The organism is Pseudomonas sp. LBUM1647, assembly GCF_059716175.1.
In genome coordinates, this window is record NZ_CP166809.1 from 4,444,733 (window position 1) to 4,468,679 (window position 23,947).

At 60.7% G+C, this 23,947-nt stretch carries 21 protein-coding genes; 8 read left to right on the top strand and 13 right to left on the bottom strand.

Annotated features, from left to right (window positions below; all coding sequences use genetic code 11):
• Nucleotides 1-99: 99 nt before the first annotated feature.
• Nucleotides 100-771, top strand: coding sequence for a hypothetical protein (locus tag ACA059_RS20255; RefSeq protein ID WP_497630724.1), 672 nt, complete (start codon nt 100-102; stop codon nt 769-771).
• A gap of 77 nt (nt 772-848) precedes the next feature.
• On the opposite strand, the gene ACA059_RS20260 is transcribed toward ACA059_RS20255, so the two are convergent.
• Nucleotides 849-1,745 carry a LysR family transcriptional regulator gene (locus ACA059_RS20260; protein ID WP_497630725.1) on the bottom strand — a complete coding sequence of 299 codons (897 nt, stop codon included), beginning with the start codon at nt 1,743-1,745 and terminating at the stop codon, nt 849-851.
• A 159-nt stretch (nt 1,746-1,904) separates the two neighbouring features.
• Here ACA059_RS20260 and ACA059_RS20265 point away from each other — a divergent pair, with 159 nt between their 5' ends.
• Nucleotides 1,905-2,924 carry an alpha/beta hydrolase gene (locus tag ACA059_RS20265; protein WP_497630726.1) on the top strand — a complete coding sequence of 340 codons (1,020 nt, stop codon included), beginning with the start codon at nt 1,905-1,907 and terminating at the stop codon, nt 2,922-2,924.
• Nucleotides 2,925-3,041: 117 nt separating this feature from the next.
• On the top strand, nt 3,042-4,475 hold the full coding sequence (locus tag ACA059_RS20270; protein WP_497630727.1) for a mechanosensitive ion channel domain-containing protein: 1,434 nt from the start codon (nt 3,042-3,044) through the stop codon (nt 4,473-4,475).
• Between the two features lie 176 nt (nt 4,476-4,651).
• On the opposite strand, the gene ycaC is transcribed toward ACA059_RS20270, so the two are convergent.
• The 6 genes from ycaC to ACA059_RS20300 all read right to left on the bottom strand — a co-directional run bounded on the left by ycaC (nt 4,652) and on the right by ACA059_RS20300 (nt 10,759).
• Nucleotides 4,652-5,278 (bottom strand): isochorismate family cysteine hydrolase YcaC, encoded by a 627-nt coding sequence (gene ycaC, locus ACA059_RS20275; RefSeq protein ID WP_497630728.1) that lies wholly within the window; start codon nt 5,276-5,278, stop codon nt 4,652-4,654.
• A 68-nt stretch (nt 5,279-5,346) separates the two neighbouring features.
• On the bottom strand, nt 5,347-7,185 hold the full coding sequence (locus tag ACA059_RS20280) for an amidohydrolase (RefSeq protein WP_497630729.1): 1,839 nt from the start codon (nt 7,183-7,185) through the stop codon (nt 5,347-5,349).
• The gene (locus ACA059_RS20285; protein ID WP_497630730.1) at nt 7,182-7,775 is read right to left on the bottom strand and encodes an antibiotic biosynthesis monooxygenase; all 594 of its coding nucleotides are present in this window, start codon (nt 7,773-7,775) and stop codon (nt 7,182-7,184) included. The genes ACA059_RS20280 and ACA059_RS20285 overlap by 4 nt, the downstream gene beginning before the upstream one ends.
• Complete coding sequence (locus ACA059_RS20290; RefSeq protein ID WP_497630731.1) at nt 7,768-8,184, bottom strand: DoxX family protein; 417 nt, start codon at nt 8,182-8,184, stop codon at nt 7,768-7,770. Before ACA059_RS20290 ends, ACA059_RS20285 begins: the two co-directional genes overlap by 8 nt.
• Nucleotides 8,185-8,817: 633 nt before the next feature.
• A complete protein-coding gene (locus ACA059_RS20295) occupies nt 8,818-9,738 on the bottom strand; it encodes a LysR family transcriptional regulator (RefSeq protein WP_497630732.1) in 921 nt (306 codons plus the stop codon).
• Nucleotides 9,739-9,772: 34 nt separating this feature from the next.
• On the bottom strand, nt 9,773-10,759 hold the full coding sequence (locus tag ACA059_RS20300; RefSeq protein ID WP_497630733.1) for an MBL fold metallo-hydrolase: 987 nt from the start codon (nt 10,757-10,759) through the stop codon (nt 9,773-9,775).
• A 208-nt stretch (nt 10,760-10,967) separates the two neighbouring features.
• On the opposite strand from ACA059_RS20300, the gene ACA059_RS20305 reads away from it, so the two are divergent.
• Nucleotides 10,968-11,384 carry a helix-turn-helix domain-containing protein gene (locus tag ACA059_RS20305; protein WP_497630734.1) on the top strand — a complete coding sequence of 139 codons (417 nt, stop codon included), beginning with the start codon at nt 10,968-10,970 and terminating at the stop codon, nt 11,382-11,384.
• Between the two features lie 41 nt (nt 11,385-11,425).
• Here ACA059_RS20305 and ACA059_RS20310 read toward each other — a convergent pair whose 3' ends face one another.
• Complete coding sequence (locus ACA059_RS20310; protein WP_497630735.1) at nt 11,426-12,250, bottom strand: alpha/beta fold hydrolase; 825 nt, start codon at nt 12,248-12,250, stop codon at nt 11,426-11,428.
• A gap of 31 nt (nt 12,251-12,281) precedes the next feature.
• Nucleotides 12,282-12,857 (bottom strand): flavodoxin family protein, encoded by a 576-nt coding sequence (locus tag ACA059_RS20315; protein WP_497630736.1) that lies wholly within the window; start codon nt 12,855-12,857, stop codon nt 12,282-12,284.
• A 481-nt stretch (nt 12,858-13,338) separates the two neighbouring features.
• Here ACA059_RS20315 and ACA059_RS20320 point away from each other — a divergent pair, with 481 nt between their 5' ends.
• Entirely contained in the window at nt 13,339-16,143 is a 2,805-nt protein-coding gene (locus ACA059_RS20320; RefSeq protein WP_497630737.1) for an ATP-binding protein, read from the top strand.
• On the opposite strand, the gene ACA059_RS20325 is transcribed toward ACA059_RS20320, so the two are convergent.
• Entirely contained in the window at nt 16,108-17,592 is a 1,485-nt protein-coding gene (locus ACA059_RS20325) for an ATP-binding protein (RefSeq protein ID WP_497630738.1), read from the bottom strand. The two genes, ACA059_RS20320 and ACA059_RS20325, sit on opposite strands and share 36 nt — an antisense overlap.
• A gap of 185 nt (nt 17,593-17,777) precedes the next feature.
• Nucleotides 17,778-18,728 carry a GlxA family transcriptional regulator gene (locus tag ACA059_RS20330; protein WP_497630739.1) on the bottom strand — a complete coding sequence of 317 codons (951 nt, stop codon included), beginning with the start codon at nt 18,726-18,728 and terminating at the stop codon, nt 17,778-17,780.
• Nucleotides 18,729-19,074: 346 nt separating this feature from the next.
• Here ACA059_RS20330 and ACA059_RS20335 point away from each other — a divergent pair, with 346 nt between their 5' ends.
• Entirely contained in the window at nt 19,075-19,797 is a 723-nt protein-coding gene (locus tag ACA059_RS20335) for a pirin family protein (RefSeq protein ID WP_497630740.1), read from the top strand.
• A gap of 100 nt (nt 19,798-19,897) precedes the next feature.
• Here the strand turns inward: ACA059_RS20335 and ACA059_RS20340 are convergent, their stop codons facing one another.
• Nucleotides 19,898-20,773 carry a LysR family transcriptional regulator gene (locus ACA059_RS20340; protein ID WP_497630741.1) on the bottom strand — a complete coding sequence of 292 codons (876 nt, stop codon included), beginning with the start codon at nt 20,771-20,773 and terminating at the stop codon, nt 19,898-19,900.
• A gap of 113 nt (nt 20,774-20,886) precedes the next feature.
• Between ACA059_RS20340 and ACA059_RS20345 the strand changes: the two genes are divergently transcribed.
• Nucleotides 20,887-22,101 (top strand): YbfB/YjiJ family MFS transporter, encoded by a 1,215-nt coding sequence (locus ACA059_RS20345; protein WP_497630742.1) that lies wholly within the window; start codon nt 20,887-20,889, stop codon nt 22,099-22,101.
• Nucleotides 22,102-22,252: 151 nt separating this feature from the next.
• Nucleotides 22,253-23,251 carry an NAD(P)H-quinone oxidoreductase gene (locus tag ACA059_RS20350; protein WP_497630743.1) on the top strand — a complete coding sequence of 333 codons (999 nt, stop codon included), beginning with the start codon at nt 22,253-22,255 and terminating at the stop codon, nt 23,249-23,251.
• Here the strand turns inward: ACA059_RS20350 and deoC are convergent, their stop codons facing one another.
• Complete coding sequence (gene deoC, locus ACA059_RS20355) at nt 23,252-23,935, bottom strand: deoxyribose-phosphate aldolase (RefSeq protein ID WP_497630744.1); 684 nt, start codon at nt 23,933-23,935, stop codon at nt 23,252-23,254.
• Nucleotides 23,936-23,947: the final 12 nt, after the last annotated feature.

A 23,947-nucleotide genomic window follows, 5' to 3' on the forward strand; every position in this document is an offset into this window, starting at 1 on the left:
CAACTGAATAAAACCGTACGGTGAGGTGTTTACCCACTGAATCAGGCAGCAAGTTGCATTCATCAACGTTCCAAGCTGAATAAGAAGACGGAGAACGATATGCACATGAAAAAGCTTTTGCTCGCAGTGGCTATTGGCGCAGTTCTGTCGGCATCCACCGTTCTGATACCGGACAGCCTGTCCGGTATGTCGAGTGCTCAAGCCAAAGACGGAGGCAGTGGCGGTAGTGGAGGCGGCGGTGGTGGCAATGGTGGCGGCGGCAGTGGTGGCGGCGGCGGTGGCGGTGGCGGTGGCGGCGGCAATGGTGGTGGCGGCGGCGGCAATGGTGGCAATGGTGGCGGTGGTGGAAGCGGTGGCGGCGGCAATGGCGGCGGTCACGGTGGAAGTGGCAGTGGCGGCAACAGTGGCAATGGCGGCAATAGCGGCAATAGCGGCAATAGCGGCAGCGGTCACAGTGGCAGCGACCATGGCTCGGGCCATTCCGGCAACTCGGCCTCATCCTCATCCGGGCGCAGTGGCACTCACGCCGAACCTGGGGATGATCACGGCGTTCATAACGCGGGCGAAGTCGGCCACAATCGCGGGGTTCATCACGCCGGTGAAATCGGCGACAACCACGGTGTACATCGCGCCGGTGAACCGGGCGACGATCACGGCGTACATCGCGCGGGCGAAGTGGGCGATGACCACGGCGTACATGTCGGCGGTGAACCGGGTGACGACCATGGTGTGCATGTTGGTGGCGAGCCAGGCGATGACAAAAAGTCCTGACAAACACTGAGCAAAGGGACACCACACATCTCTGTGGGAGCCGGGCTTGCCCGGCTCCCACTGGGGCCGTGTGAAACCTATAGCCCACCCTCAGCCTGATCCAGCCGCTCACGCAAAAATTCGATCAACGCCTGCACCGGCCGCGAACTCTGACGGTGCTGCGGATACACCGCCGATAACGTCAGCGGCTGCGGACGAAACTCATCCAGCACCGGCACCAGCCGACCATCCTTCAGCGCCGAGCCGACAATGAACGTCGGCAAGTACGTAACCCCCATCCCGGCCACCGCCGCATCCTTAAGCAACTCCCCGTTGTTGACCCGCATCCTGCCCGTGACGTTGACGGTCAGCGGCTTACCCTGTCCTTCAAAACGCCATTGCACCTGACGCCCGTGGCCGTATGGCAGGCAGTCATGGCTGTGCAAGTCTTCGGGTTTGAGCGGCGTGCCGCGCTCCGCCAGGTAAGCCGGGCTGGCGCAGTACACCCGCTGGATGGAGGCGATGCGTCGGGCGATCAGTGTCGAATCTTCCAGAATGCCGATGCGCAACGCCAGGTCGTACCCCTCACTGAGCAAGTCCACCGGCCGATCGCTCAAGTCCACTTCCACCGTGACATCCCGATAGCGCTGCAAAAACAACGGCAGCAGACAACCCAAATGCGCCACCGCAAACGACAACGGCGCGCTCACACGAATGGTGCCGCGAGGCTCGGTGGTCTGGCCGGCGATGCCCTGCTCCACTTGCTCGACTTCGCCCAGCAGGCGTAACGCTGATTCGTAATAACTCTGGCCCAGCGGCGTCACGTCCAGCCGTCGCGTGGAGCGATTGAGCAAGCGCACGCCCAGACGCTCTTCGAGCTGCATCAGGCGGCGACTGACGAATTGCTTGGACAGGCCCAATTGATCGGCCGCCGAGGTGAAGCTGCCGGAGTCCATGACCTGGCAAAAAATACGCATATCTTCGAACGGGTTCATTGTCACGCCCTGGTTGACAGTCAAACACCTTATAGCCGCTTTTTCCCTTGGCATCACCCTATTAATCTGTGTCCACGGTGTTGCTGAGGCCTGAACCACAGCGCCAGCAGCAACCTGACCTTAGGTCATCAACGTCTAACTAATTAAAAGGATTTACCCATGAACATCGTCAAAAAATCCCTGACCGCTTCCCTCCTCGCCCTCTCCATCGGCAACGCATTCGCCGCTGGCAGCCCGGGTGTCGAACACAACACCCAGGCCTTCCTCGAAGCCCTCGCCGCCGGGGGTGGCAAGCCGCTTGAGCAACTGAGCCCGAAGGACGCCCGTGCGGTACTGACCGGTGCGCAAAATTCGGTGAAGGTTGATCTGTCGGGCGTGGACGTCAGCGACCATGCGATCAAAGTCGATGGGCAAACCATCAACCTGAAAATCATCCGTCCGGCCAAGGTCAAAGGTGAATTGCCGGTGTTCATGTTCTTCCACGGTGGCGGCTGGGTGTTGGGCGATTACCCGACTCACCAGCGTCTGATCCACGACCTAGTGGTCGGCTCCGGCGCCGTCGCGGTGTATGTCGATTACACGCCGTCGCCGGAAGCGCACTACCCGACCGCCATCAACCTGGCCTACGCCGCGACCCGTTGGGTGGCCGAGCATGGCAAGGACATCGGCGTCGATGGCAAACGCCTGGCGGTGGCCGGCAACAGTGTCGGCGGCAACATGGCGGCGGTCGTGGCGCTGATGGCCAAGGAACAGAAAACCCCGGCGCTGCGCTTCCAGTTGTTGATGTGGCCGGTGACCAATGCGCAGTTCGACACCGGCTCGTACCAGCAATTTGCCGAAGGCCACTTTCTGACCAAGGGCATGATGAACTGGTTCTGGGACAGCTACACCACCGACCAGGCCGAGCGCGCGCAGATCCACGCTTCGCCGTTGCAAGCCAGCGCCGAACAGCTCAAAGGCTTGCCCGCCGCCCTGGTACAAACTGCCGAGTTCGATGTGTTGCGTGACGAAGGCGAAGCCTATGCCCGTCACCTCGACGCGGCCGGTGTGCCGGTCACGGCGGTGCGTTACAACGGCATGATTCACGACTTCGGCCTGCTCAACCCGCTGAGCCAGATTCCGCAAGTGAAGGCGGCGGTTCGCCAGGCGGCATTGGAACTCAAGACTCACTTGAACTGAGTTAGACGCAAAAGATCGCAGCCTTCGGCAGCTCCTACATGGGAATGCGTTCTCCTGTAGGAGCTGCCGAAGGCTGCGATCTTTTTTGCCCCCCAACAATTTCGCTGGAGTTCCCCCATGTCCTTTGTCCTCGCACATCTGCTGTCCTGGAGTGCCCTGCTGCTGCTGATCGACGCCGTGCTCTGGCACCTCGCGCTGTTCAAGCATCGCGTCACACGGGTTGGCGTGCGCCTGGCACTGTTCGTAATGTTCAGCGCTCTCGTGATCAATGCCGGCGTAAGCCCGTTGGAGGCGCCGCTGATTGCCGAGGATCGCGTAGCGCAATTGGGCGCCACGGCGCTGGGGATTCTCTGGTGGCTGTACGCCGCACGGGTGCTCACCGAAGTCATCGGCCTGGTGCTGATGCGTCGCATCGGCCACAGCGGTCGGTTGTTGCAGGACGTCATCGGCGCGCTGGTGTTTCTGATCGCCACCGTCGCGGCGGCCGGTTATGTGCTGGAACTGCCGGTGAAAGGATTGCTGGCAACCTCCGGCGTGGTGGCAATCGTCGTCGGCCTGGCGTTGCAAAGCACCTTGAGCGACGTGTTTTCCGGGATCGTGCTCAACACCACCAAGCCGTATCAGGTAGATGACTGGATCATGATCGATGGCGTCGAAGGCAAAGTGCTCGACATCGACTGGCGCGCCACCCACCTGTTGACCAGCGCTGGCAGTACCGCCGTGGTGCCGAACTCGGTGGCGGCCAAGGCTAAAATCGTCAACCTCAGTCGGCCGAACAACATGCACGGCGTGTCGATCAGCATTCAAGTGCCCAACCACATTCGTCCGCGTCGGGTGCTGGATGCACTGGAGCGCACGCTTCAGGGCAGCAGCAGTTTGCTGCTCAACCCGGCGCCGAAAGCGGTGCTCAAAGAGGCTGGCGAAAACATGTCCGAGTACGTGGCCAGCGGCTTCATCGCCGAGCTCGGCAAGAAAAGCGAAGTGCGCAATCAACTGTTCGACCTGGCGCATCGACACCTCGAAGCGGCGGGAATCTCCCGGCAGCCCGATGGCGTCATCGAACCGACAACCCGCGCGCGGGCGTTGCTGGATGAAGTGAAGATCTTCCGTTCCCTGAGCGAAGATGAGCGCGATCAAATGGCCCAGTCGATGGTTGCGCAGCAGTACGCGGCAGGCCAGGTGGTATTGGAATTGGGCGAAGTGCCGAACAGCCTGATGGTGATCGCCACGGGTGTGGTCAGCGCCACCGTGCCCGATGGCACCGGGCAAACCGAAGCGGGGCGCATGGGGCCGAGTGAGGTGATGGGTGAACAAAGCATCCTCACTGACACGCCGTCCCAGGCCACCTTCATTGCATTGACCTCCTGCATCATTTACCGGATCGACAAATCCCTGACCCGTCATTGCATGGAACAACGTGTTGAAGTGGGTCGGGCGTTGAACAAGCTGCAGGCAGTGCGGCAGCAGAACAGTCGGTTGGCGTTGGCCAATCCGGTACCCATCAAGAAAAGCGGATTCCTGAGCTGGCTGCAGAAACGCCAACAGGCCTAGTTTTTTGTGGCGAGGGAGCTTGCTCCCGCTTGAGTGCGCAGCGCTCACACAATTGGGGCTGCTTCGCAGCCCAGCGGGAGCAAGCTCCCTCGCCACAAAAACCTCACCACAGAATGGTGTTATGCCAGACAAAAAAATGCCCGCACAGTCGCGGGCATTTTTATGGGCGGTGGGGCTTACCTCGACGTCAGCACCGAGTAGCTGTTCATCAAGTTGCGATAGTTCGGAATGCGCGGCGACAGCAGGTTCGCCAGGCCTTCCATGTCGTTGCGCCAGTCGCCCTGCAGCTCGCACGCCACCGAGAACCAGTTCACCAGTTGCGCACCGGCCGCCGACATGCGTGCCCAGGCAGCCTGTTGCACGGTTTCGTTGAAGGTGCCTGAGGCGTCAGTCACCACAAACACTTCAAAGCCTTCCGCCAGTGCCGACAGCGTCGGGAACGTTACGCAAACGTCGGTCACCACACCGGCGATGATCAATTGCTTACGACCCGTGGCTTTAACGGCTTTGACGAAGTCTTCGTTGTCCCAGGCATTGATCTGGCCTGGACGCGGGATGTACGGCGCGTCCGGGAACAGTTCCTTCAACTCGGGCACGATCGGGCCGTTCGGGCCGTTTTCGAAACTGGTGGTGAGGATGGTCGGCAGTTTGAAGAACTTGGCCAAGTCCGCGAGGGCCAGCACGTTGTTCTTGAATTCGTTGGGCGAGAAATCCTGAACCAGCGAAATCAAACCGGTCTGGTGGTCGACCAACAGGACAACGGCATCGTCTTTGTTCAGGCGTTTGTACGGAACGTTGCTCATGTGAAACTCCTCGATGGATGGGTATAACGTTAGGCGCCGACGCGGTGCATCGGCGCTGGTTGTGATCGTCAGAACGCGAAGCACGAGCAGCCAAACGCGCCCCAGAAACCCGCGAAATCGCTGACCGGCGCGTTCGACAAACGCGCCTTTTCATGGCTGTGGGAATGCACGCCGCACGGCCCGCTGCAATGGTGAACCTGCGCTTGCATCGGCGAGGTCGGACGCCAATGACCCGGCACCTTGACCACCGGCGACCAGTCCGGCAGCACCGGCACGCTGGCCGGCCCGAGTTTTTCGAAGTCACCGGCGGCGTACACCACCTTGCCGCCGACCACGGTCAACACCGACTCGATCCACTTAATCGCTTCTTCCTCGACGCTGAAAAAATCCGCGCTCAGGGCCGCGACGTCAGCCAGTTGGCCGACCTTGATCATGCCTTTCTTGCCCTGCTCGGAAGAGAACCAGGCGCTACCGTGGGTGAACAGCTCCAGTGCGGTTTGACGAGACAAGCCCTCGGCATGCAGTTCCAGACCACCGACCGTGCGGCCGCTGACCATCCAGTACAGCGAAGTCCAGGGGTTGTAGCTGGACACTCGCGTGGCATCGGTGCCGGCGCCGACCGGTACACCTTCGGCCAACATGCGCTTGATCGGCGGCGTGGCTTCGGCGGCTTTGGCGCCATAACGCTCGACAAAATATTCGCCCTGAAACGCCATGCGGTCCTGAATCGCAATACCACCACCCAGCGCCCTCACCCGCTCGATGTTTTGCGGGGTGATGGTTTCAGCGTGATCGAAAAACCACGGCAAACCGTTGAACGGAATGTCGCGGTTGACCTTCTCGAACACGTCGAGCATGCGGCTGATGGATTCGTTGTAGGTGGCGTGCAAACGGAACGGCCAGCGCTGCTCGACGAGATGGCGGACCACCGGTTCCAGCTCGTCCTCCATGGTTTGCGGCAAGTCCGGACGCGGCTCAAGGAAGTCCTCGAAATCCGCCGCCGAGAACACCAGCATTTCCCCGGCGCCGTTGTGCCGCAGGTAATCGTCGCCCTGATGCAGGGTCACGCTGCTGGTCCAATTCTTGAAGTCAGTCAGCTCTTCTTTCGGCTTCTGGGTGAACAGGTTGTAGGCGATACGAATGGTCAGCTGCTGGTCCTTGGCCAACTGCTCGATCACTTGGTAATCGTCCGGATAATTCTGAAAACCGCCGCCGGCATCGATGGCGCTGGTCAGGCCAAGACGGTTGAGTTCGCGCATGAATTGGCGGGTCGAGTTGACCTGATACTCCAGCGGCAACTTCGGCCCCTTGGCCAGCGTCGAGTACAAAATCATCGCGTTGGGCCGTGCGACCAGCATGCCAGTCGGCTCACCGTTGGCATCGCGCACAATCTCGCCACCTGGCGGATTCGGCGTGTTGCGGGTGTAACCGGCCACGCGCAACGCGGCGCGGTTGAGCAAGGCGCGGTCGTACAAATGCAGGACAAACACCGGCGTGTCCGGCGCCGCCTGATTGAGTTCTTCGAGGGTCGGCATGCGCTTTTCGGCGAACTGGAATTCGTTCCAGCCACCGACCACGCGCACCCATTGCGGCGTGGGCGTGCGATCGGCCTGGTCCTTGAGCATGCGCAAGGCATCGACCACGGACGGCACACCTTCCCAACGCAGTTCGAGGTTGTAGTTCAGACCGCCCCGGATCAGGTGCAAGTGCGAGTCGTTGAGGCCGGGAATGACGCAACGGCCCTTGAGGTCGATGACCTGCGTACCCGAACCGCGCAGCGCCATGGCTTCAGCGTCGGTGCCGACCGCAACGAAGCGACCGTCGCTGATCGCCACCGCACTGGCGCGCGGATTTTCACGGTCAACGGTATGAAATTGGCCATTGAATAAAATCAGATCGGCGTTCATCGCGTTTCCTTGGACGGAGTGGAGTGGGACAGCCAGGGCGCGAACAGACGCGTCGCCCTCGGCATGAACAGGTACACCACCGAGACGACGATGGTCAGCGTGATCAGGAACGTCGCGACCACGTAATTGGACAGGATGGCGTTGAGTTGCAGCAGCGGCCCCCAGATCAGTGGCACCAGCAAAGTGTGCGGCAGAATCACCAACAACGTCACCACGGCCTGCTTCCAGCGCGGCGGTGGCGGCGAAGCGGCGTCGGCTTGCGGCGCGAACCAGAACTCATTGACCGGATTGACCTCGGTCTGGTCGCCGTCAGCGAGCATCGGTGTGGCTTCGTTGACCAGTGCCAGGCGCTGCGGCGAATCGAGCCAGCGTTGCATCGCGTCGGTGGTGCAAAAGCGCAGCACGCAGGTGTACATGTCCAGGCCGGCGTTTTTACCGCGTATCACGTCCACACCCAAGTGCCCTTCTTGCTGCCCGGCGATGCTGACAATGTTGCGCAACCAGGCTTCGTAGGGCACTTCAAAACCAGCCTTGACCCGGTGCTTGATGACCAGGGTCACGACTTCCTCGAAACGATTGGATTCAGGCATAACGCAAAGCTCCGGCGAATCGGACATTGAGCGCCAGCCGACCTGGCCCGGCGATAAGAATGCTGGTGAACAGAATCAACAGCAGCCAACCGAACTGCCCCTCATCGAGGCTCCATTGCGGATGCACAATCAGCAGCGCGACCAACAGCAAACACAGAATCGGCAGACACGCCAGACGCACCAGCACCCCAGCAATGATCAGCAACGGGCACAGCACCTCGGCAAAAACCGCCAGCATCAGCGTGACGTTCGCGCCCACGTGAAAAGGGTCTTCGATGACTTGCAGTTGAGCGCTGTAGTTAAGCAGCTTCGGCAAACCGTGCACCCACAGCAGAAACAATCCGCCACTGACCCGCAAAAACAGCAGTCCGATGTCCTGGGCCCGTTCATCCCATCGCGAAATATTCATGGGCTACCTGCACAAATGAAAAACCACCGGCTTCATGCGCCGGGATTTGGTTTGATAGTGCCGGGACGGGAGCGGGGGAAATTGGATGTGTGTGCTCTTTTTTGATGAGCCCGGCGGTACGATCCACTGCTCCAGTGGAATGATGTGCCGCCATCGCAGGCAAGCCAGCTCCCACAATTAATCCGCGACCCCCCCGCTTCTCACCACTCAACAGGCCGAGCGTTAGCTCGCCTGCAGCACTTGATCTTGCTCTGCCCGCCCCTTCGGGAGGCCGAGTGGAGGCGTTCATCTGGGGGGTAGGCGCGCAGCGCCGTTCGACGAAGTCGAACACATCGAGAGGAGGTTGAAGCGAAGCCAACCGGAGGCGATGCCCCCAGATGAATGCCGGAGCGAGGGAACGCCGAGCCTAGGCGAGGGGCCGGACGCTGGGGCGAAGACTTTTGGTTACTTTTTGTCGTTTGAAAAAGTGACTCGCTGTAAAAGCGAAACCATTAGCGGCCGTTACCGCAGGAATGGATATGTACACCCGAGAGAAATAGGTCGGCTACCAGGCCGCTATCGCAGGCAAGCCAGCTCCCACATTTTGAACGGTGTACATAAAAGGGAACTTGGTCGGCCCGAAGGCCGCCACGTTCAAGCCGAGATCGGCAAAGGCCTCGACATGAAATCGCTGATCCGAGACCGCAACCACCGCTCCGCCGGATCATTGTCATGCACCCCGCTCCACGCCATCGACAACTGCGCCGCATCGATAGGAAACGGCGGATCCTCAGCCCGCAACGCACACCCTTCAACCAGCGCGCAGGCGGCATAATCGGGAACAGTGGCAATCATTTCAGTGCCGGCAAGCAACGCGCGCAAACCGCTGAACTGCGGCACACCCAATACCACGCGGCGGCTGCGGCCGACCTTCGCCAGATCCAGATCAATGTTGCCGCTAAAGTCGCCGGAGAACGACACCATGGCATGCGGTCGTTCGCAGTACTCGTCGAGCGTCAGCGTCCCCGATCGTTTGTCCCCGCGCAGCACTTTGCAGGGGATGTCCCGCAACTTCTTGCACTTGGCATTCGCGGGCAAATCCGTTGTGTAGCTCACCCCCACGGAAATTTCTCCCGAGGCCAGCAATGCCGGCATCAGCAGATAGTTGGCGCGACGCACCACCACAACGATCCCCGGTGCCTCTTCCTGCAGTTTCCGCAACAACGGCGGAAACAAACCGAACTCCGCGTCGTCCGACAAACCAATGCGAAACACATCGCAACTGGTGGTCGGATCGAATTCCTTGGCTCGACTGACCGCCCCGGAAATCACATCCATCGCCGGTTGCAGCTCCTTGAGAATCGCCAGCGCCCGCCCCGTCGGCTCCATGCCGCGGCCATTGCGCAGCAACAACGGATCGTCGAACAGATCCCGTAACCGCCCCAGCGCCGCACTCACCGCCGGCTGCCCCATGAACAGTTTTTCGGCTACACGGGTCAGGTTCTTTTCGAACATCAACGCTTCGAAAATCACTAGCAGGTTCATGTCGACGCGACGCAGATCGTTACGGTTCATAGGCACGATTTCCTTGTGTGTTCAGCCGGGGACTTTACTCGATCAGCGGTACTTTGGCCGCACGTTTGTAAGGTCCGTATTCCACCGGCACCCACTGGAAGTGCTTGCCCTCTGCCGCGATGTGGCCAATGCCCGGAAACGGCAAGTGCGCCGCCGTCACCCAGGTCTTGCTCGCCGCCGCAGAGCTGAACACCTTGGCGCGGCTCTTGATTGCCTGCTGGCTGTTGACGTCAAAGCCGATCGACACTTCCGGATGTTCGAACTGCACGGCGAGGTTATGCACCAGATCGCCCATGAACAGAATGCTCTGGCCTTGCGAGGTAAAGCGGTAAGTGGTGCTACCCGGCGTGTGCCCGGTTTCCAGCTCGGCATCGACCACGCCTGGCACGGGTGACTGACCGGCGGCGAAGGTCTTGAAACGCCCTGCGGCCACATACGGAGCGGTGGAGTCCTGGGCGATTTTGAAATACGGCTTGGCACCCTCGGGCACCTTGGCGAGGGCCTGCGGATCGAGCCAGTAATCGGCCTCTGCCTTCGCAGCAAAGACCGTGGCGTTGGCGAAAACCGGTTTTTTCTCGCCGTCGATCAATCCGCAGACGTGGTCCAGATGCAGGTGGGTCAACAGGATCGTGTCAACTTGCGCTGGCTCATAACCGGCGGCTTTCATGTTGTCCGAGAGCATGCCGGCCGTTTCGCCAATGCACTGGCCTGCGCCGGTATCCACCAGGATCAGTTGCTTGCCGGTGTTGATCAGAAAGGCGTTGAACGCGGTTTGCACCCCCGGCGTTTCAATCGAGCGACGGGCCAGCAGCGCGCGGATCTGACTCTGGGTCAGGCCTTTGAGCAGTTTCGGCGACAAGTCGTTGTAGCCATCGAACAACGCCGTCACCTCAAAGTCGCCCACCGCCAGGCGGAAGTACCCCGGCACTTGTGTGCCGACCTGTGCCGGTGCCTGAGCCGAGGAAATACCGGACGCCAGCGCGACCGCGAGCCCCAGCGCGCAAACCAGAGAATGTTTCATGCCATCACCCTTGATCGAGTCAGAAAAGCGGCGATGTAAAACGCCGCCCGATGACGTCGATTGTGCACGGGGCGCGGCCATGGAAATTGCAGCAATGTGCTGAGTTAGCGCTGTTGTCCCCCCTGAGCACGGACGGAATTAACAACGTTTAACTCGCCTGCCAGAGCCCTGCGGCCAAGAATGAAGCTCACCGATACGGACATTTGTCATGGCCCATTCTCAGCAAAACGTCGCCCGCGCGACTGTCACTGACGCGCGAAAGAAAACCACCGGCGGCCTGACCCCGTGGCGCGAAAGCCTGGCCAAGAAACTGATCCTCGAACGCCTTGGTGAAACCGTTGAAGTGACCGAACTGGCCCGCGCCTGCGCCCTTTCGCGCAGTCATTTCTCCCGCGCGTTCAAGTGCAGCACCGGGCTCTCGCCTCAGGACTGGATTCGCCATCAACGCATCGCCCGGGCCAAGCAGTTGATCCAGAGCACCGACCTGACGCTGACACAAATCAGCCTCGAATGCGGCTTCTGTGATCAGGCACATTTCTGCCACATCTTCACCCGCAGCGAAGGCATCAATCCGTTTGCGTGGCGTTGTCGAACAGTACGTCCCCACTCTCGCATGACCTTGTAGGCGCGAAAACCGGCGCGGACCTACGCCCGCGCCGGGGTACATCAACCCTTGAGGAACGCCAGCAGATCAGCGTTGAGCTGATCCTTGTGGGTATCAGTCAAGCCATGGGGCGCGCCGGGGTAGACCTTCAGCTGTGAACCTTTCACCAGTTTTGCCGAGGCAATACCCGCCGCTTCGATCGGCACCACCTGGTCCGCGTCGCCATGCACCACCAGCGTCGGGATGTCGAACTTCTTAAGGTCTTCGGTGAAGTCGGTTTCGGAGAACGCCTTGATGCAGTCATAAGCGTTCTTGTGGCCGGCCGCCATGCCTTGCATCCAGAACCAGTCGATCATGCCCTGGGACGGCTTGGCGTCCGGTTTGTTGAAGCCGAAAAACGGACCGCTGGCGAGGTCGATATACAGTTGCGAACGGTCAGCCAAGGAAGCCTGGCGAATGCCGTCGAACACGTCGATCGGCAGACCGCCGGGGTTGGCTTCGGTCTTGAGCATCAGCGGCGGCACCGAAGAAATCAGCCCGGCCTTGGCCACGCGCCCGGTACCGTGACGTCCGATGTAGCGCGCCACTTCGCCGCCGCCGGTGGAGAAGCCGAACAGCACGGCGTCTTTGAGGTCCAGCAACTCGATCAACTGCGCCAGGTCATCGGCGTAGGTGTCCATGTCATTGCCGGACCACGGCTGGCTGGAGCGGCCATGACCGCGGCGGTCGTGGGCGATCACCCGGTAGCCTTTGGAGGCAAGGAAGATCATCTGCGATTCCCAGCTATCAGCGTTCAAAGGCCAGCCGTGGCTGAAGACGATGGGCTGACCGGTGCCCCAGTCCTTGTAGTAAATCTCGGTGCCATCTCGGGTCGTGAACGTACTCATGCGATGTCTCCTTAGCGAGTGTTGGGGTGAGTCAAACCGGTGAATGGGCCATGCGCTCGGCCAGGCGCGCTACCCGTTCGCCCAGATGAGCGGCGGTGCAGCGGTCTTCGGGAGGGGGTGCGAGGTCCGGGGACTGTTCGACATTCGACTGGGCCATGGCGCCGAGCGAACTGCCCAGGCGATTCATTTGCCCATCGAACGCTCCCGTGCTGGAGCGCGCCGGCAAAAGGTCGAGACCGACCCAGATCATCGAATGCTGCGCGGCGAACACCGCCATCTGCAGCAAGGTGTTGAGTTTATCGCCGCACAGGCAGCCGGAGTTGGTGAAACCGGCGGCCAGTTTGTCGCGCCACGGCTGGGCGAGGTAGAACGCTGCCGTCGCTTCCATGAAACCTTTGAAGGGTGCCGACGCGCTGCCCATGTAGGTCGGCGCGCCGAAGATGATGGCGTCGGCGCTGTGTAATCGCTCCCAGTGCTGGTCCACTTCGTCGACCGGAATCAGCAGGCAGGTGCTGCCCAAGTGCCGTTCCACACCCTGGGCCACGGCTTCGGCCATGACCCGGGTATGCCCGTAGCCACTGTGATAGACCACCACCACGTTGCTCATTGCGGTGTCCTCATGACAATTAATCCCTTTGTTACACGGCAGCCCCCCTGTGGGAGCGAGCCTGTGTGGCGAGGGGATTTATCCCCGTTCGGCTGCGAAGCAGTCGCAAACCCGGTGAATACGGCTTTTTCTGAAACACCGTAATCACAGATTCAGGGCCGCTTCGCGACCCAACGGGGATAAATCCCCTCACCACAGCTCGCTCCCACAAGACCGGTGGACGTTGAAGATGCAGAGTTTTGGGCGTAGACCAGACGCAGGACGAGTTAAACGTTGTTAATTTTCATTGGCGCGCCAAAAGCCTCAACACCTGCTTTGCTACGGTTGCACCCAATAAACACGGCACCTGCCAGTGCCGAAGGGTACAGGCCGTCGCAGCGAACACCCGGCAGTTCAGCCGAACCCTCGTTGCTTTGACGGAAAAACCTGAGGAATATGCTCGAAAACCGCGTACTAGACGGATGCAAGCAGGAGCGACACGTTGACCCTTTCCCCCGATCAGGCCATCCATTTCGGCCCTTACCGGATCTATCCCGGACAACGTCTGGTGCTGGAGGCCGACCAGCCCCTGCGCCTGGGCCGGCGCGCCATGGACATTCTGTTGATGCTGTTGGAGCACGCCGGAAACGTGGTCAGCAAACAGCAACTGATCGCCGGGGTCTGGCCCAAAAGCGTCGTCGAAGACATCAACCTGCGTGTACACATGGCAGCGCTGCGTAAAGCCCTCGGCGACGGTCAGGCCGGCCAGCGCTATATCGTCACCGTCGCCCAGCGCGGTTACAGTTTTGTCGCGCCGTTCTCGCTGGAACAGATCGAGCAACATCCCGAGGCCGAAGGGCCGGGGCCGAGCGCCCATAACCTGCCTATCCGTCGAACGCGAATGATCGGTCGTCAATCGCTGGTCGACAACCTGGTCACGCAACTGTCACGCCAGCGCTTCATCACCCTCGTCGGTCCCGGCGGCATCGGCAAGACCACCGTGGCGTTGCGCGTCGCCGAACTGTTGATCGGTCGCTATCGGGACGGCATTCGCCTGTTGGACCTTGCCCCGATCAACGACCAGTCGATGATCACCGCGCATCTGGCCACGCTGCTGGATTTGTCCCTGCACGACGCCGAACCGATGACCAGCCTTGCAGCGTTCTTGCGCGAACGGCAGATGCTGCTGGTGATCGACAACTGCGAGCACCTGATCGACGCCGTCGCACTGCTTTGCGAAAGCATCCTGCGCGCCGCGCCACACGTGCACATCCTGGCCACCAGCCGCGAGAGCCTGCGGGCCGAAGGCGAATTCGTTCAGCGTCTTGAATCGCTCGATTGCCCGCCACCCATCGCTGTGCTGGACCGCGCTCAGGCGTTGACCTTTTCCGCGCTGCAACTGTTCGTCGAGCGGGCCATGGCCAGCCATGACAGTTTCGAGCTGAGCGATGACGAACTGCCGCTATTGATTGAAATCTGCCACCGTCTGGACGGCATTCCGCTGGCCATTGAGCTGGCGGCGGCGCAAGTCGGCAACTTTGGCCTGAGCAGTTTGCTGACGCAGCTGCAAGGCAGTTTTCGCCTGCTCACCCAGGGCTGTCAGTCGACGCTGGGCCGACACCAGACTCTGCGCGCGACACTCGATTGGAGTTTCGAACTGCTGAACGCCTGCGAGCAAACCTGCCTGCGCCGACTGGGTGTGTTCAGGGGCGGCTTCACGCTGGAGTCGGCAGCGGCGGTAATCGTCGGCGAACACATCGAGCCCGGCGCGGTGTTCGGCTCGATCAAGCAACTGGTGGCCAAGTCGTTGCTGAACGTGGAAGTGGGCGACGAAGAAGTGTTCTACCGCTTGCTCGACACCACCCGCAGCTATGCCCTGGAAAAACTCGACCAGGCCGCCGATTTGCAGGAAACGCGAGAGCGCCACGCCGAACGCTGCCTGGCCTTGATGCATCAGGCCCAGGCTGACTGGGAGCTTATTTCCACTGGCTTGTGGATCGAACGTTACGCTCGCGGTCTGGAAGACATTCGCTCGGCCCTCGACTGGGGCTTGAACGCTCAAGGTCCGCAGGCACTGGCGATCCGGTTGGCCGCGACGTCGACGCCACTCTGGCAGGAACTGTCGCTGCTCAAGGAACACGGCGTTTACGTACGCAAAGCGCTGGCATTGCTTGAGGCGACGCCCGAGCCCTGCCCTCATCTGAAAATGGCCCTCAAGCTCGCACTCGGCAGCTCTTGCTACCACACCCAGGGCGGCACGGCCGAAACCATCGCAGCGTTCGTCAGCGCCAGAACCCTGGCCAGGCACAACAACGACGTGGCCGGTCAGCTGCGGGCGGTGTCCGGGTACATGGCGGTCAACCTCAGTTGCGGCCATTATCAAATGGCGCTGGAGCAGAGCCAGCTGTTCGACCGCTTGGGTGCGCAGGGTGACGCCGTGCTGTCGCTGAGCACGCACCGCTTACGCGTACTGGCCCTGCACTTTGCCGGGAATCAGGGACTGGCCCGGGTGAACGCCGAACAGGTCATCCAGCGCATGGCCCAGAGCGGGCACCTCAACCGCTTCACCCACGGTTTTGGCGTGCAATACGATCAGAGCGTGGCCGCCCTGACTATTCTGGCGCGCATCCTCTGGCTGCAAGGTCAACCGGAACAAGCCTGGCGCACGGCCCGTCAGGCACTGGACATCGCGATCCAGATCAACCATGGCACCTCCATTTGCTACACCCTGGCGTTGGCCGGCTGCCTGATCGCCCACTACAACGGCGACAACCAAACCGCCCGCAAACTTTTACGGCTGCTGCTGGAGCAAGCGCAGAAACACTCGGTGCTGTTGTTCTACTCGTGGGCGCAACACTATGCGCAGGTGATTGACCGTGATGAGGCGCCATTGCCCGATCAACCGGGGGCGGGATTGATCCGGGAAATCATGGTCACGCTGGACAGCGGTTTTGTCGATGACGCCTTGCTGCAGCGGGCCGATACCGGAGCTGCGGGATGGAGCACGGCGGAAATTCTGCGGGCCAAGGCGGATGCGCTGTTGACGGAAGATTGCCCGCTGCAAACCAGTGCGGCCGAGGCGGTGCTGATCCGGGCGTTGAATGTGGCCAGGCATCAGGGCGCCCTGGCCTGGGAACTGCGCAGCGCCACCTCACTGGCGCAACTTTGGCAGCGCCAGGGATTGCATCAGCAAGCCCATGAACTGCTGACGCCGATCTACAACCGGTTCACCGAAGGTTTTGCCACACCGGACTTGAGCAGAGTCCGTCGGTTACTCGACGAGCTCCATGGGCAACTGCACGCCTGAGACCCAACGCGCGCGGCTGATGTAATGCGCGTAGCGCATCTCGAACGTACGCAGATGGCCGCTGTGCTCGAGCTTTTCCAGGGCATAGGTGCGCGTGGTGTTGAGAAAGCGATAACGGTTTATGCCGTTGACCTGATCCATCGAGAGCAACGACTTGGCCACCAATCGCTTCACCAGCGCCGCCAGTTGATTGGGCTGGAGCCTCTCGCAACTGCTCACGCCAATCGCGGCATCGAGGGTGAAGGACATTTTGAACACCGAGAGGCGCTGCAACACGGTTTGTTCCTGCCCGTTCAACCGTTCATAGCTCCAGTCCAGCGCGGCCTTGAGGGTCTGATGTCGAGCCACGGCCGTGCGGCGGCCTTGGGTCAGCAACTGAAAACAGTTATCCAGCTGAGCTTGCAAACCAACCAACGCCAGCGCATCGATCTGCGCCGCTGCCAGTTCAATGGCCAATGGCAAACCGTCGAGCCGCCGACAGATTTCACGCACGGCTTTGAGGTCTTGTTCGCGCAGGGCGAACCCTTGTTGACGGGTTCGGGCACGACTGACGAACAGTTGCACCGCCGAATACCCCATGGCTTCAGCGACACTGTGCAACGCCGACACGGGCGGCACCACCAGAGCCGGCAGACGCTGGACCGTTTCCCCCGCCGCCAGTAGCGGTTCGCGACTGGTGACGAGGATCGACAGCCGAGGCGCCGACATCAACAAGTCCTCGACCAATGTCCGGCAGCGATCCAGCAGGTGTTCGCAGTTGTCGAGCACCAGCAAGGTGTGCCGCTCGGCCAGCTCGTCCGGGGTGGTTCCGGTCTCAAGTTCCAGGGTTTGGGTCAGGTGATCGGCCACTTGCGCCGGGTCGTCAATGGCCGAGAAATCCACCAGCCACACGCCGTCCTCATAGTGCTGCAACAGCAACTCCGCGACGCGCAACGCCACGGTGGTCTTGCCGATCCCGCCTGGGCCGACCAGAGTCATGAGCCGCCGCACCGGTAGCTGCCGAACCAGACTGCCGACAATCGAATCTCGACCGGTCACAGGTGTAAGCCGTGCCGGCAGGTTGTGTTGATGTTTTTGCACCGTCTCGATCGACACCTGCATGCCCGCAAGCACAGGCTCCACCGGGGCGATAAAACTGTAGCCGCGCTGGGGAATGTTGACGATGTAGCGCTGGCCGTTCTGCCCGTCGCCAAGGGCCCGACGCAGGGCCGCGATGTGCACGCGAAGGTTGATTTCTTCGACCACGGACGTCGGCCAGACGTGGGCAATCAACTCGTCCTTACTGACCACATTGCCGGCGTGCTCGACCAGCACCTGGAGGATATCCAGTGCCCGACCGCCCATGCGCAGCGGCCGATCGCCGTCCAGGATCAGCCGTTGCCGCTGGTGGAACGCGTAGGGGCCGAATCGCAGCACCGTGTCGCTGTTTAAATCTCTGAGGCTGTTCATGCACGTTCGCGTGCTGAAAACCTGGCCCGGCTCACAGTGCGGCAATATCCTTCGCACCCGCCATTCAGGCTCCCGCACCTCCATTGCAATGAGTTCCCCGGTATCTTGGCAGGCCTCGGTGACGGTACAACTGCCACGGTGGGAGCGTCACGGCCATTGCGGTGCGCACAACGGACAAGAACGCTCTAGCTGAACTGTTCGCGGTATTGAGTCGGGGTCAAACCGAGCTTTTCGCCGAACAGAAAACGCATGTGCCGCACGCTGCCAAAGCCACTCTTGAAGGCCACGGTCTTGAGCGGCAAGTCGCTGGTTTCCAGCAGGTTCCTGGCGCAATCGATGCGCGCGCTTTGCAGAAACTCCATGGGTGTCATGTTCACTTCCCGGGCAAATATTCGGGCGAAATGCCGCGTACTCATGTTCGCCAGGCTCGCCATGCGTTCAATGCTGAAGGCTTCATCGAGATGTTCGAGCACATGGTTCTGCACGCGGGTGATCGGCGTTTCATGCGGTGCGACAATGGCCATCAACGGGCTGAACTGCGCCTGACCGCCCTGGCGCTTCATGACCACCAGCAACACCTTGGCCACGTCCTGGGCGACTTTTTTGCCGTGGTCTGCGGTGACCACCGACAGTGCCAGGTCGATGCCGGCGGTGACGCCGCCGGAGGTGATGAGGTTGCGGTCCTGAACGTAAATCTGATCGGTCTCCACCGTCGCCTTGGGAAAGCCTTTGATCAGCCGCTCGGTGTAATGCCAGTGCGTGGTGACGCGATAGCCGTCCAGCAGACCGGCATGCCCCAGCACAAAAGCGCCGGTGCAGATCGAGCCGTAGCGCCCGGCGCGACTGACAGCGGCTTTGAGCCAACACAGCAACGGTGAATGTTTTTCGTTGTAGGCCCCCGGACCGCCCGGCACCAGCAACAGGTCATACGCTTGATCCGCCTGATCGATGTGCAGATCGGTCTGCACGCTGACGCCGTTGGAGGCACGCAATACGCCATGCTCGGTGCCGATGGTCGACAGCTCATAACGATCATCCGGTGCCAGATACCGATTGGCGATGGAAAACACTTCCATGGGACCGGCCATGTCGAGCAGCAGAAAGTCGGGGAACAACACCATAGCCACGGTTTTCATGGGTTCAAAATCACTGAAGTCAAAAGAAAGTCCATCTGCCAGATACCCGACCCCTGTGGGAGCGAGCTTGCTCGCGATAGCGGTCTTACAGTCACCATTAATGTTGAATGTGAGACCGCTATCGCGAGCAAGCTCGCTCCCACAGGGTTTGGCGCCCGGCATAAAGGATGCTGTGCATTATGGCCAAATGTGGCGTCAGCGTCGGAGAAGAATACGTGATCGAGTGCCGATTACTGTCAACTTGAACGAGACAGTATTTCAATTTCCATCTACTTATTGCACCAGCCAGTAACCATTAACCTTCTCCTCACTCGGACGAATCAACGTCCCCACAGGAGATTTCATCATGCTGACCCTTCGCAAAGCCTCCGATCGCGGTGCCGCCAATCACGGTTGGTTGAAGTCGTTCCACACCTTTTCCTTCGCCAACTACCGCAACCCGAAAGAGCAGGGTTTTTCCGACCTGCTAGTGATCAACGATGACCGCGTGGCGGCCGGTAAAGGCTTCGGCCAGCACCCGCACCGCGACATGGAGATTTTCTCCTACGTGCTTGAAGGTGCACTGGAACACAAGGACACCTTGGGCACCGGTTCGGTGATCCGCCCCGGTGACGTGCAGTTGATGAGCGCCGGCAGCGGTGTGGCGCACAGCGAATACAACCATTCGGCCACGCGGCCGGTGCACTTTCTGCAAATCTGGATTGTGCCGGAGGTCAGCGGCGCCAAACCGCGTTATCAGCAAGAGCACTTCAGCACCCAGAAAAAACGCGGGCGCCTGCAACTGATCATCTCCCCCGAGGGCACCAAGGGTTCACTTAAGGTGCGTCAGGATGCACGGGTGTATGCCGCGCTGATCGACGGCAAGGAAAGCGCCACCCTGGAACTGGCCGCGAACCGCTACGCCTATGTGCATGTGGCCCGTGGCAGTGTCGAACTCAACGGCGTGCAGTTGCAGGAAGGCGACGGTGTGCGGGTTCGTGATGAACAGCTGCTGACTTTGGACAACGGCGTTGATGCCGAGGTGCTGGTATTCGACTTGCGGCCGCAAGAACTGCCGGAAATGCCATAAAGATCTAGAGATCGCAGCCTCGTTTCACTCGACAGCTCCTACAGGTGTACGCAAATCCCTGTAGGAGCTGTCGAGTGAAACGAGGCTGCGATCTTTAGCGTTACTCCCCAGTGCCAGAAAACACGGCGACAATTTCATCAATCACGACACGGACTCTCGCGGTATGCCGCAAGTCTGCGTGGGTCACCAGCCACACGTCATACGGCACCGGCCGTGTGCGCTCCGGCCACAGCCTGACCAGCCCGTCCCTCTCCCCCATGTACACCGGAATTTCCCCCAGCCCGATCCCCGCGGCAATGGATCGGCGCACCAGCAAACTAGAACTCAGGCTGGCAACAATCCGCCCACGCCCCAGCGGTTCCGAAACCAGCGTCATGTCTTTGTGGCCTTGCAGATACGGCTGATACACCACCAGATCATGCCCCTCAAACGCAGAGCCCGGCTCCGGCACACTGTGGGCGTCCACATAGTCTTGAGACGCAAACAGGCCCACCGGCCAGCGCGCGATACGTCGGGCGATCAGGTCCGGATTGTCCGGCCGGGTATTGCGCACGGCGATGTCGGCTTCGCGTTTCGCCAGGCTGAGAATCTGCGTGGAGGCGTCCAGTTGCACTCGCACGTCGGGGTGCCGTTCATGCAAGTGAGCAATCGCCGGGATCAGGAAGTCGATGGCCAGGGAGTCGGTGGTGCTAACCCGTACGAGCCCGGTCAGTCGGTCGTCGAGCCCTTGAATCCGGCGCTCCAGCTCGAGCGCTGAATGCTCCATTTTTTCCACAGCCGTTAGAGCCGCCTCACCCACTGCTGTCAGCGCATAGCCTTCAGAGGTTCGCAGAAACAGCGTCGCACTCAATGATTTTTCCAGCGCCGTAATCCGTCGGCCGACCGTGGCCTGGTCGACCCCCAACACCCGCGCCGCGCCTCTGAGCGTCGATTCTCGGCACACCGCCAGAAACATCCGTGCGTCATCCCAATTCATAAGGCTCCCCTGCGATGCATATTCGCATCACAATAGCGCAAAATCGCTGCGCAATTGCATCAACATTTCGGGGTAGGCTGCAGGCCAGAGTTAAACCTCACAGGACATTTTTTATGCACAGCACATCGCCCACCCCGCGCAGCGCGATCTGGCTGCCTATCTTCGCCGGACTCTGCGCCAGCCTGGTCAGCATTGGTTTGGCGCGGTTTGCCTACACGCCGTTGATTCCATCGTTGATCCAGGCGCACTGGTTTTCGGCCAGCGACGTGGTTTACCTCGGCGCCGCCAACCTAGTGGGTTACCTGATCGGTGCGCTGATCGGCCGGCCAATGGCCAGCCGCACGTCGAACAAAACGGCGTTGCGCCTGATGATGTTTGCCGTGACCTTGTCGTTTTTCGCCTGTGGTTTCCCGTTGTCGGTGAGCTGGTTCTTTGGCTGGCGGCTGCTGTCGGGCGTTGCCGGCGGCGCGATCATGGTGCTGGTGGCCGCGACGGTGTTGCCCCATGTGCCGGCGGCTCGCAGAGGTTTGGCCAGCGGTGCGATTTTCCTGGGCATTGGCCTGGGCATTGCCGGCTCGGGGACGATTGTTCCGCCGCTGCTGAGCCTTGGCTTGCAGCAAACCTGGTTTGGCCTGGGCCTTCTGTCACTGATTCTGACCGCCGCGAGTTGGTTCGGCTGGCCCAAAGAGACCCACCATCAAGCCGTTGAAGTGTCGATCGAAAAAACCACAACGCCGACCGATCCAGGCGTTTACCTGTTGTTCGCCCAATACGCATTCATGGCCGCCGGGCTCGTGCCGGCTATGGTGTTTTTGGTGGATTACGTGGCCCGCGGGCTCGGAGCCGGGCCGCATGTCGGCGCACTGATTTGGGTGATGTACGGACTTGGCGCGATCATCGGGCCGGTAAGTTACGGCTTTCTGGCCGATCAATTGGGCGCGAAGCTGGGCATTCGGCTGGTGCTGGTGGTGCAGGCGATTGCCGTGGGACTGTTGTCGATCTCCAGTTCTTTCGCAGCGCTGGCCTTGTTGGCGGTGATCCTCGGCTCGTTTCCACCGGGCATCGTCCCGCTGGCGCTGGCACGGGTTCATGAACTGATCCCACAGCATCATCAGCAGCAAATTGCCTGGAGTTGCGCGACGGTTTCGTTTGCCACGTTTCAGGCGATTGCAGGGTTTGCGTATTCGGCGTTGTTCAATGCCAGTGGCGGCGATCACGCGTTGTTGTTTGTCATTGCGGCCGGCGCCATTGTGGTTGCACTGTTGCTGGAACAGGCCATGCGGTTGCTGAATAGGTCCTGTGGGAGCGGCTTGCTCGCGAAGACGTAGGCAGATCCAGCATCAATGTGACTGACACACCGCTATCGTCGGATCGCCGCCCGGAGCAAGCTCGCTCCCACAAGGGATCGTGGATTGGACTGAATCATTCGTTCACTCATGCGATCCCATTTACAGATGACTTTTACAACAGGACGCCGACATGAATCTGCCCCAAACCATGACCCTCATTGAAATCACCGAACCCGGTGGTCCGGAGGTTTTAAAGCCGCGCCAGGAACCGGTCCCGACCGCAGGTGCAGGCGAAGTGCTGATTCGCGTCCACGCTGCCGGGGTCAATCGCCCCGACGTGATTCAACGCGCCGGCAAGTACCCGATGAAACCCGGCATGAGTCCGATTCCCGGTCTGGAAGTGGCCGGTGAAGTGGTAGCCATCGGCGCAGGCGTCAGCGAATTCATCGTCGGCGATAACGTCTGTGCACTGACCAACGGCGGCGGTTACGCACAATATTGCGTTGCACCGGCCAGCCAGACGTTGCCGATTCCTGAAGGGATGGATTGGGTGCACGCCGCGGCGGTGCCAGAAACTTTCTTCACGGTGTGGGCCAATCTGTTCGACATGGGCGGCGCCAGCAAAGGCCAGCGCGCATTAATTCACGGTGGCACCAGTGGCATCGGCACCACCGCGCTGATGTTGTGTCGCGAGTTTGGCATCAAGGCATTCGCCACGGCGGGCAGTGAGGAGAAGTGTGCGGCGATCCGCACGTTGGGGGCCGAGGCGATCAACTATCGCGATCAGGACTTCGTCCAGGTCATCCAGGAAAAAACTGCCGGCAACGGCGTCAATGTCATCCTCGACATCATGGGTGGCTCGTACCTGAATCCGAATATCGCGGCGTTGGGCATGGACGGTCGGCTGGTGATGCTGGGCTTTCTCGGTGGCGCCCATGCCAAAGATGTCGACCTGCTGGCGATCATGGGCAAACGCGCGACGATCACTGGCTCACTGATGCGCTCGCGCACCCGCGAAGAAAAAGCCTCGATCGCCGAACAGTTGCGCGAGTACGTCTGGCCCGTACTCGCCGCCGGGCGTTGCCTGCCGATGATCGACAAGGTCTATCCCTATACCCACGCGGCACAGGCTCATGCACGGATGGAAGGGGGTGATCACATTGGCAAGATCGTCTTGCGTGTGGACTGATCAGTACCCCTCACCTGCCGCCAGCGCGCCGCTGATGATAGCGATGCCCGAACTGGTGCCCAGTCGGGTGGCGCCGGCCTCGATCATCGCCAGCGCGGTCGGGTAATCGCGTACGCCACCGGAAGCCTTGACCCCGATGACCGCGCCGACGGTGCGGCGCATCAGGACGACATCTTCCACGGTGGCGCCGCTGCGACTGAAGCCGGTCGATGTTTTGACGAAAGCGACATTCAGCTCACGGCAAATCTCGCAGGCCTTCACTTTTTCGGCGTCGGTGAGCAGGCAGTTTTCCAGAATGACTTTCAGCGGCACACTGCCGCAGACCTGTTTGACCTGGGCGATATCGTCGCGCACCTGATCGAACAAACCGTCCTTCAACCCGCCGATGTTCAACACCATGTCGACTTCCCCGGCACCGGCGGCAATCGCCCGCTCGGCTTCAAAGGCTTTGGTCTCACTCAGACCGGCACCCAGCGGGAAGCCGATCACAGCGCAGATATTGACGCTTTGCCCAGCAAGGCACTGAGCCGCATGAGGGACCTGCCCCGAGTTCACGCACACCGAATAGAAGCCGTGTTGCACGGCTTCGCGGCACAACGTTGCGATTTGCTCGCGGGAAGCATCGGGCGCCAGCAAGGTATGATCGATGTACTGCGCCAACGCTTGGGGTTCGAGGTGTGCCATCGCAAAAACTCC

Excerpts from the sequence above, each read along its gene's own strand:
- ACA059_RS20255 (WP_497630724.1), top strand. The coding sequence starts at position 100 with ATGCACATGAAAAAGCTTTTGCTCGCAGTGGCTATTGGCGCAGTTCTG.
- ACA059_RS20260 (WP_497630725.1), bottom strand. The coding sequence starts at position 1,745 with ATGAACCCGTTCGAAGATATGCGTATTTTTTGCCAGGTCATGGACTCC.
- ACA059_RS20265 (WP_497630726.1), top strand. The coding sequence starts at position 1,905 with ATGAACATCGTCAAAAAATCCCTGACCGCTTCCCTCCTCGCCCTCTCC.
- ACA059_RS20270 (WP_497630727.1), top strand. The coding sequence starts at position 3,042 with ATGTCCTTTGTCCTCGCACATCTGCTGTCCTGGAGTGCCCTGCTGCTG.
- ycaC (WP_497630728.1), bottom strand. The coding sequence starts at position 5,278 with ATGAGCAACGTTCCGTACAAACGCCTGAACAAAGACGATGCCGTTGTC.
- ACA059_RS20280 (WP_497630729.1), bottom strand. The coding sequence starts at position 7,185 with ATGAACGCCGATCTGATTTTATTCAATGGCCAATTTCATACCGTTGAC.
- ACA059_RS20285 (WP_497630730.1), bottom strand. The coding sequence starts at position 7,775 with ATGCCTGAATCCAATCGTTTCGAGGAAGTCGTGACCCTGGTCATCAAG.
- ACA059_RS20290 (WP_497630731.1), bottom strand. The coding sequence starts at position 8,184 with ATGAATATTTCGCGATGGGATGAACGGGCCCAGGACATCGGACTGCTG.
- ACA059_RS20295 (WP_497630732.1), bottom strand. The coding sequence starts at position 9,738 with ATGAACCGTAACGATCTGCGTCGCGTCGACATGAACCTGCTAGTGATT.
- ACA059_RS20300 (WP_497630733.1), bottom strand. The coding sequence starts at position 10,759 with ATGAAACATTCTCTGGTTTGCGCGCTGGGGCTCGCGGTCGCGCTGGCG.
- ACA059_RS20305 (WP_497630734.1), top strand. The coding sequence starts at position 10,968 with ATGGCCCATTCTCAGCAAAACGTCGCCCGCGCGACTGTCACTGACGCG.
- ACA059_RS20310 (WP_497630735.1), bottom strand. The coding sequence starts at position 12,250 with ATGAGTACGTTCACGACCCGAGATGGCACCGAGATTTACTACAAGGAC.
- ACA059_RS20315 (WP_497630736.1), bottom strand. The coding sequence starts at position 12,857 with ATGAGCAACGTGGTGGTGGTCTATCACAGTGGCTACGGGCATACCCGG.
- ACA059_RS20325 (WP_497630738.1), bottom strand. The coding sequence starts at position 17,592 with ATGAACAGCCTCAGAGATTTAAACAGCGACACGGTGCTGCGATTCGGC.
- ACA059_RS20330 (WP_497630739.1), bottom strand. The coding sequence starts at position 18,728 with ATGAAAACCGTGGCTATGGTGTTGTTCCCCGACTTTCTGCTGCTCGAC.
- ACA059_RS20335 (WP_497630740.1), top strand. The coding sequence starts at position 19,075 with ATGCTGACCCTTCGCAAAGCCTCCGATCGCGGTGCCGCCAATCACGGT.
- ACA059_RS20340 (WP_497630741.1), bottom strand. The coding sequence starts at position 20,773 with ATGAATTGGGATGACGCACGGATGTTTCTGGCGGTGTGCCGAGAATCG.
- ACA059_RS20345 (WP_497630742.1), top strand. The coding sequence starts at position 20,887 with ATGCACAGCACATCGCCCACCCCGCGCAGCGCGATCTGGCTGCCTATC.
- ACA059_RS20350 (WP_497630743.1), top strand. The coding sequence starts at position 22,253 with ATGAATCTGCCCCAAACCATGACCCTCATTGAAATCACCGAACCCGGT.
- deoC (WP_497630744.1), bottom strand. The coding sequence starts at position 23,935 with ATGGCACACCTCGAACCCCAAGCGTTGGCGCAGTACATCGATCATACC.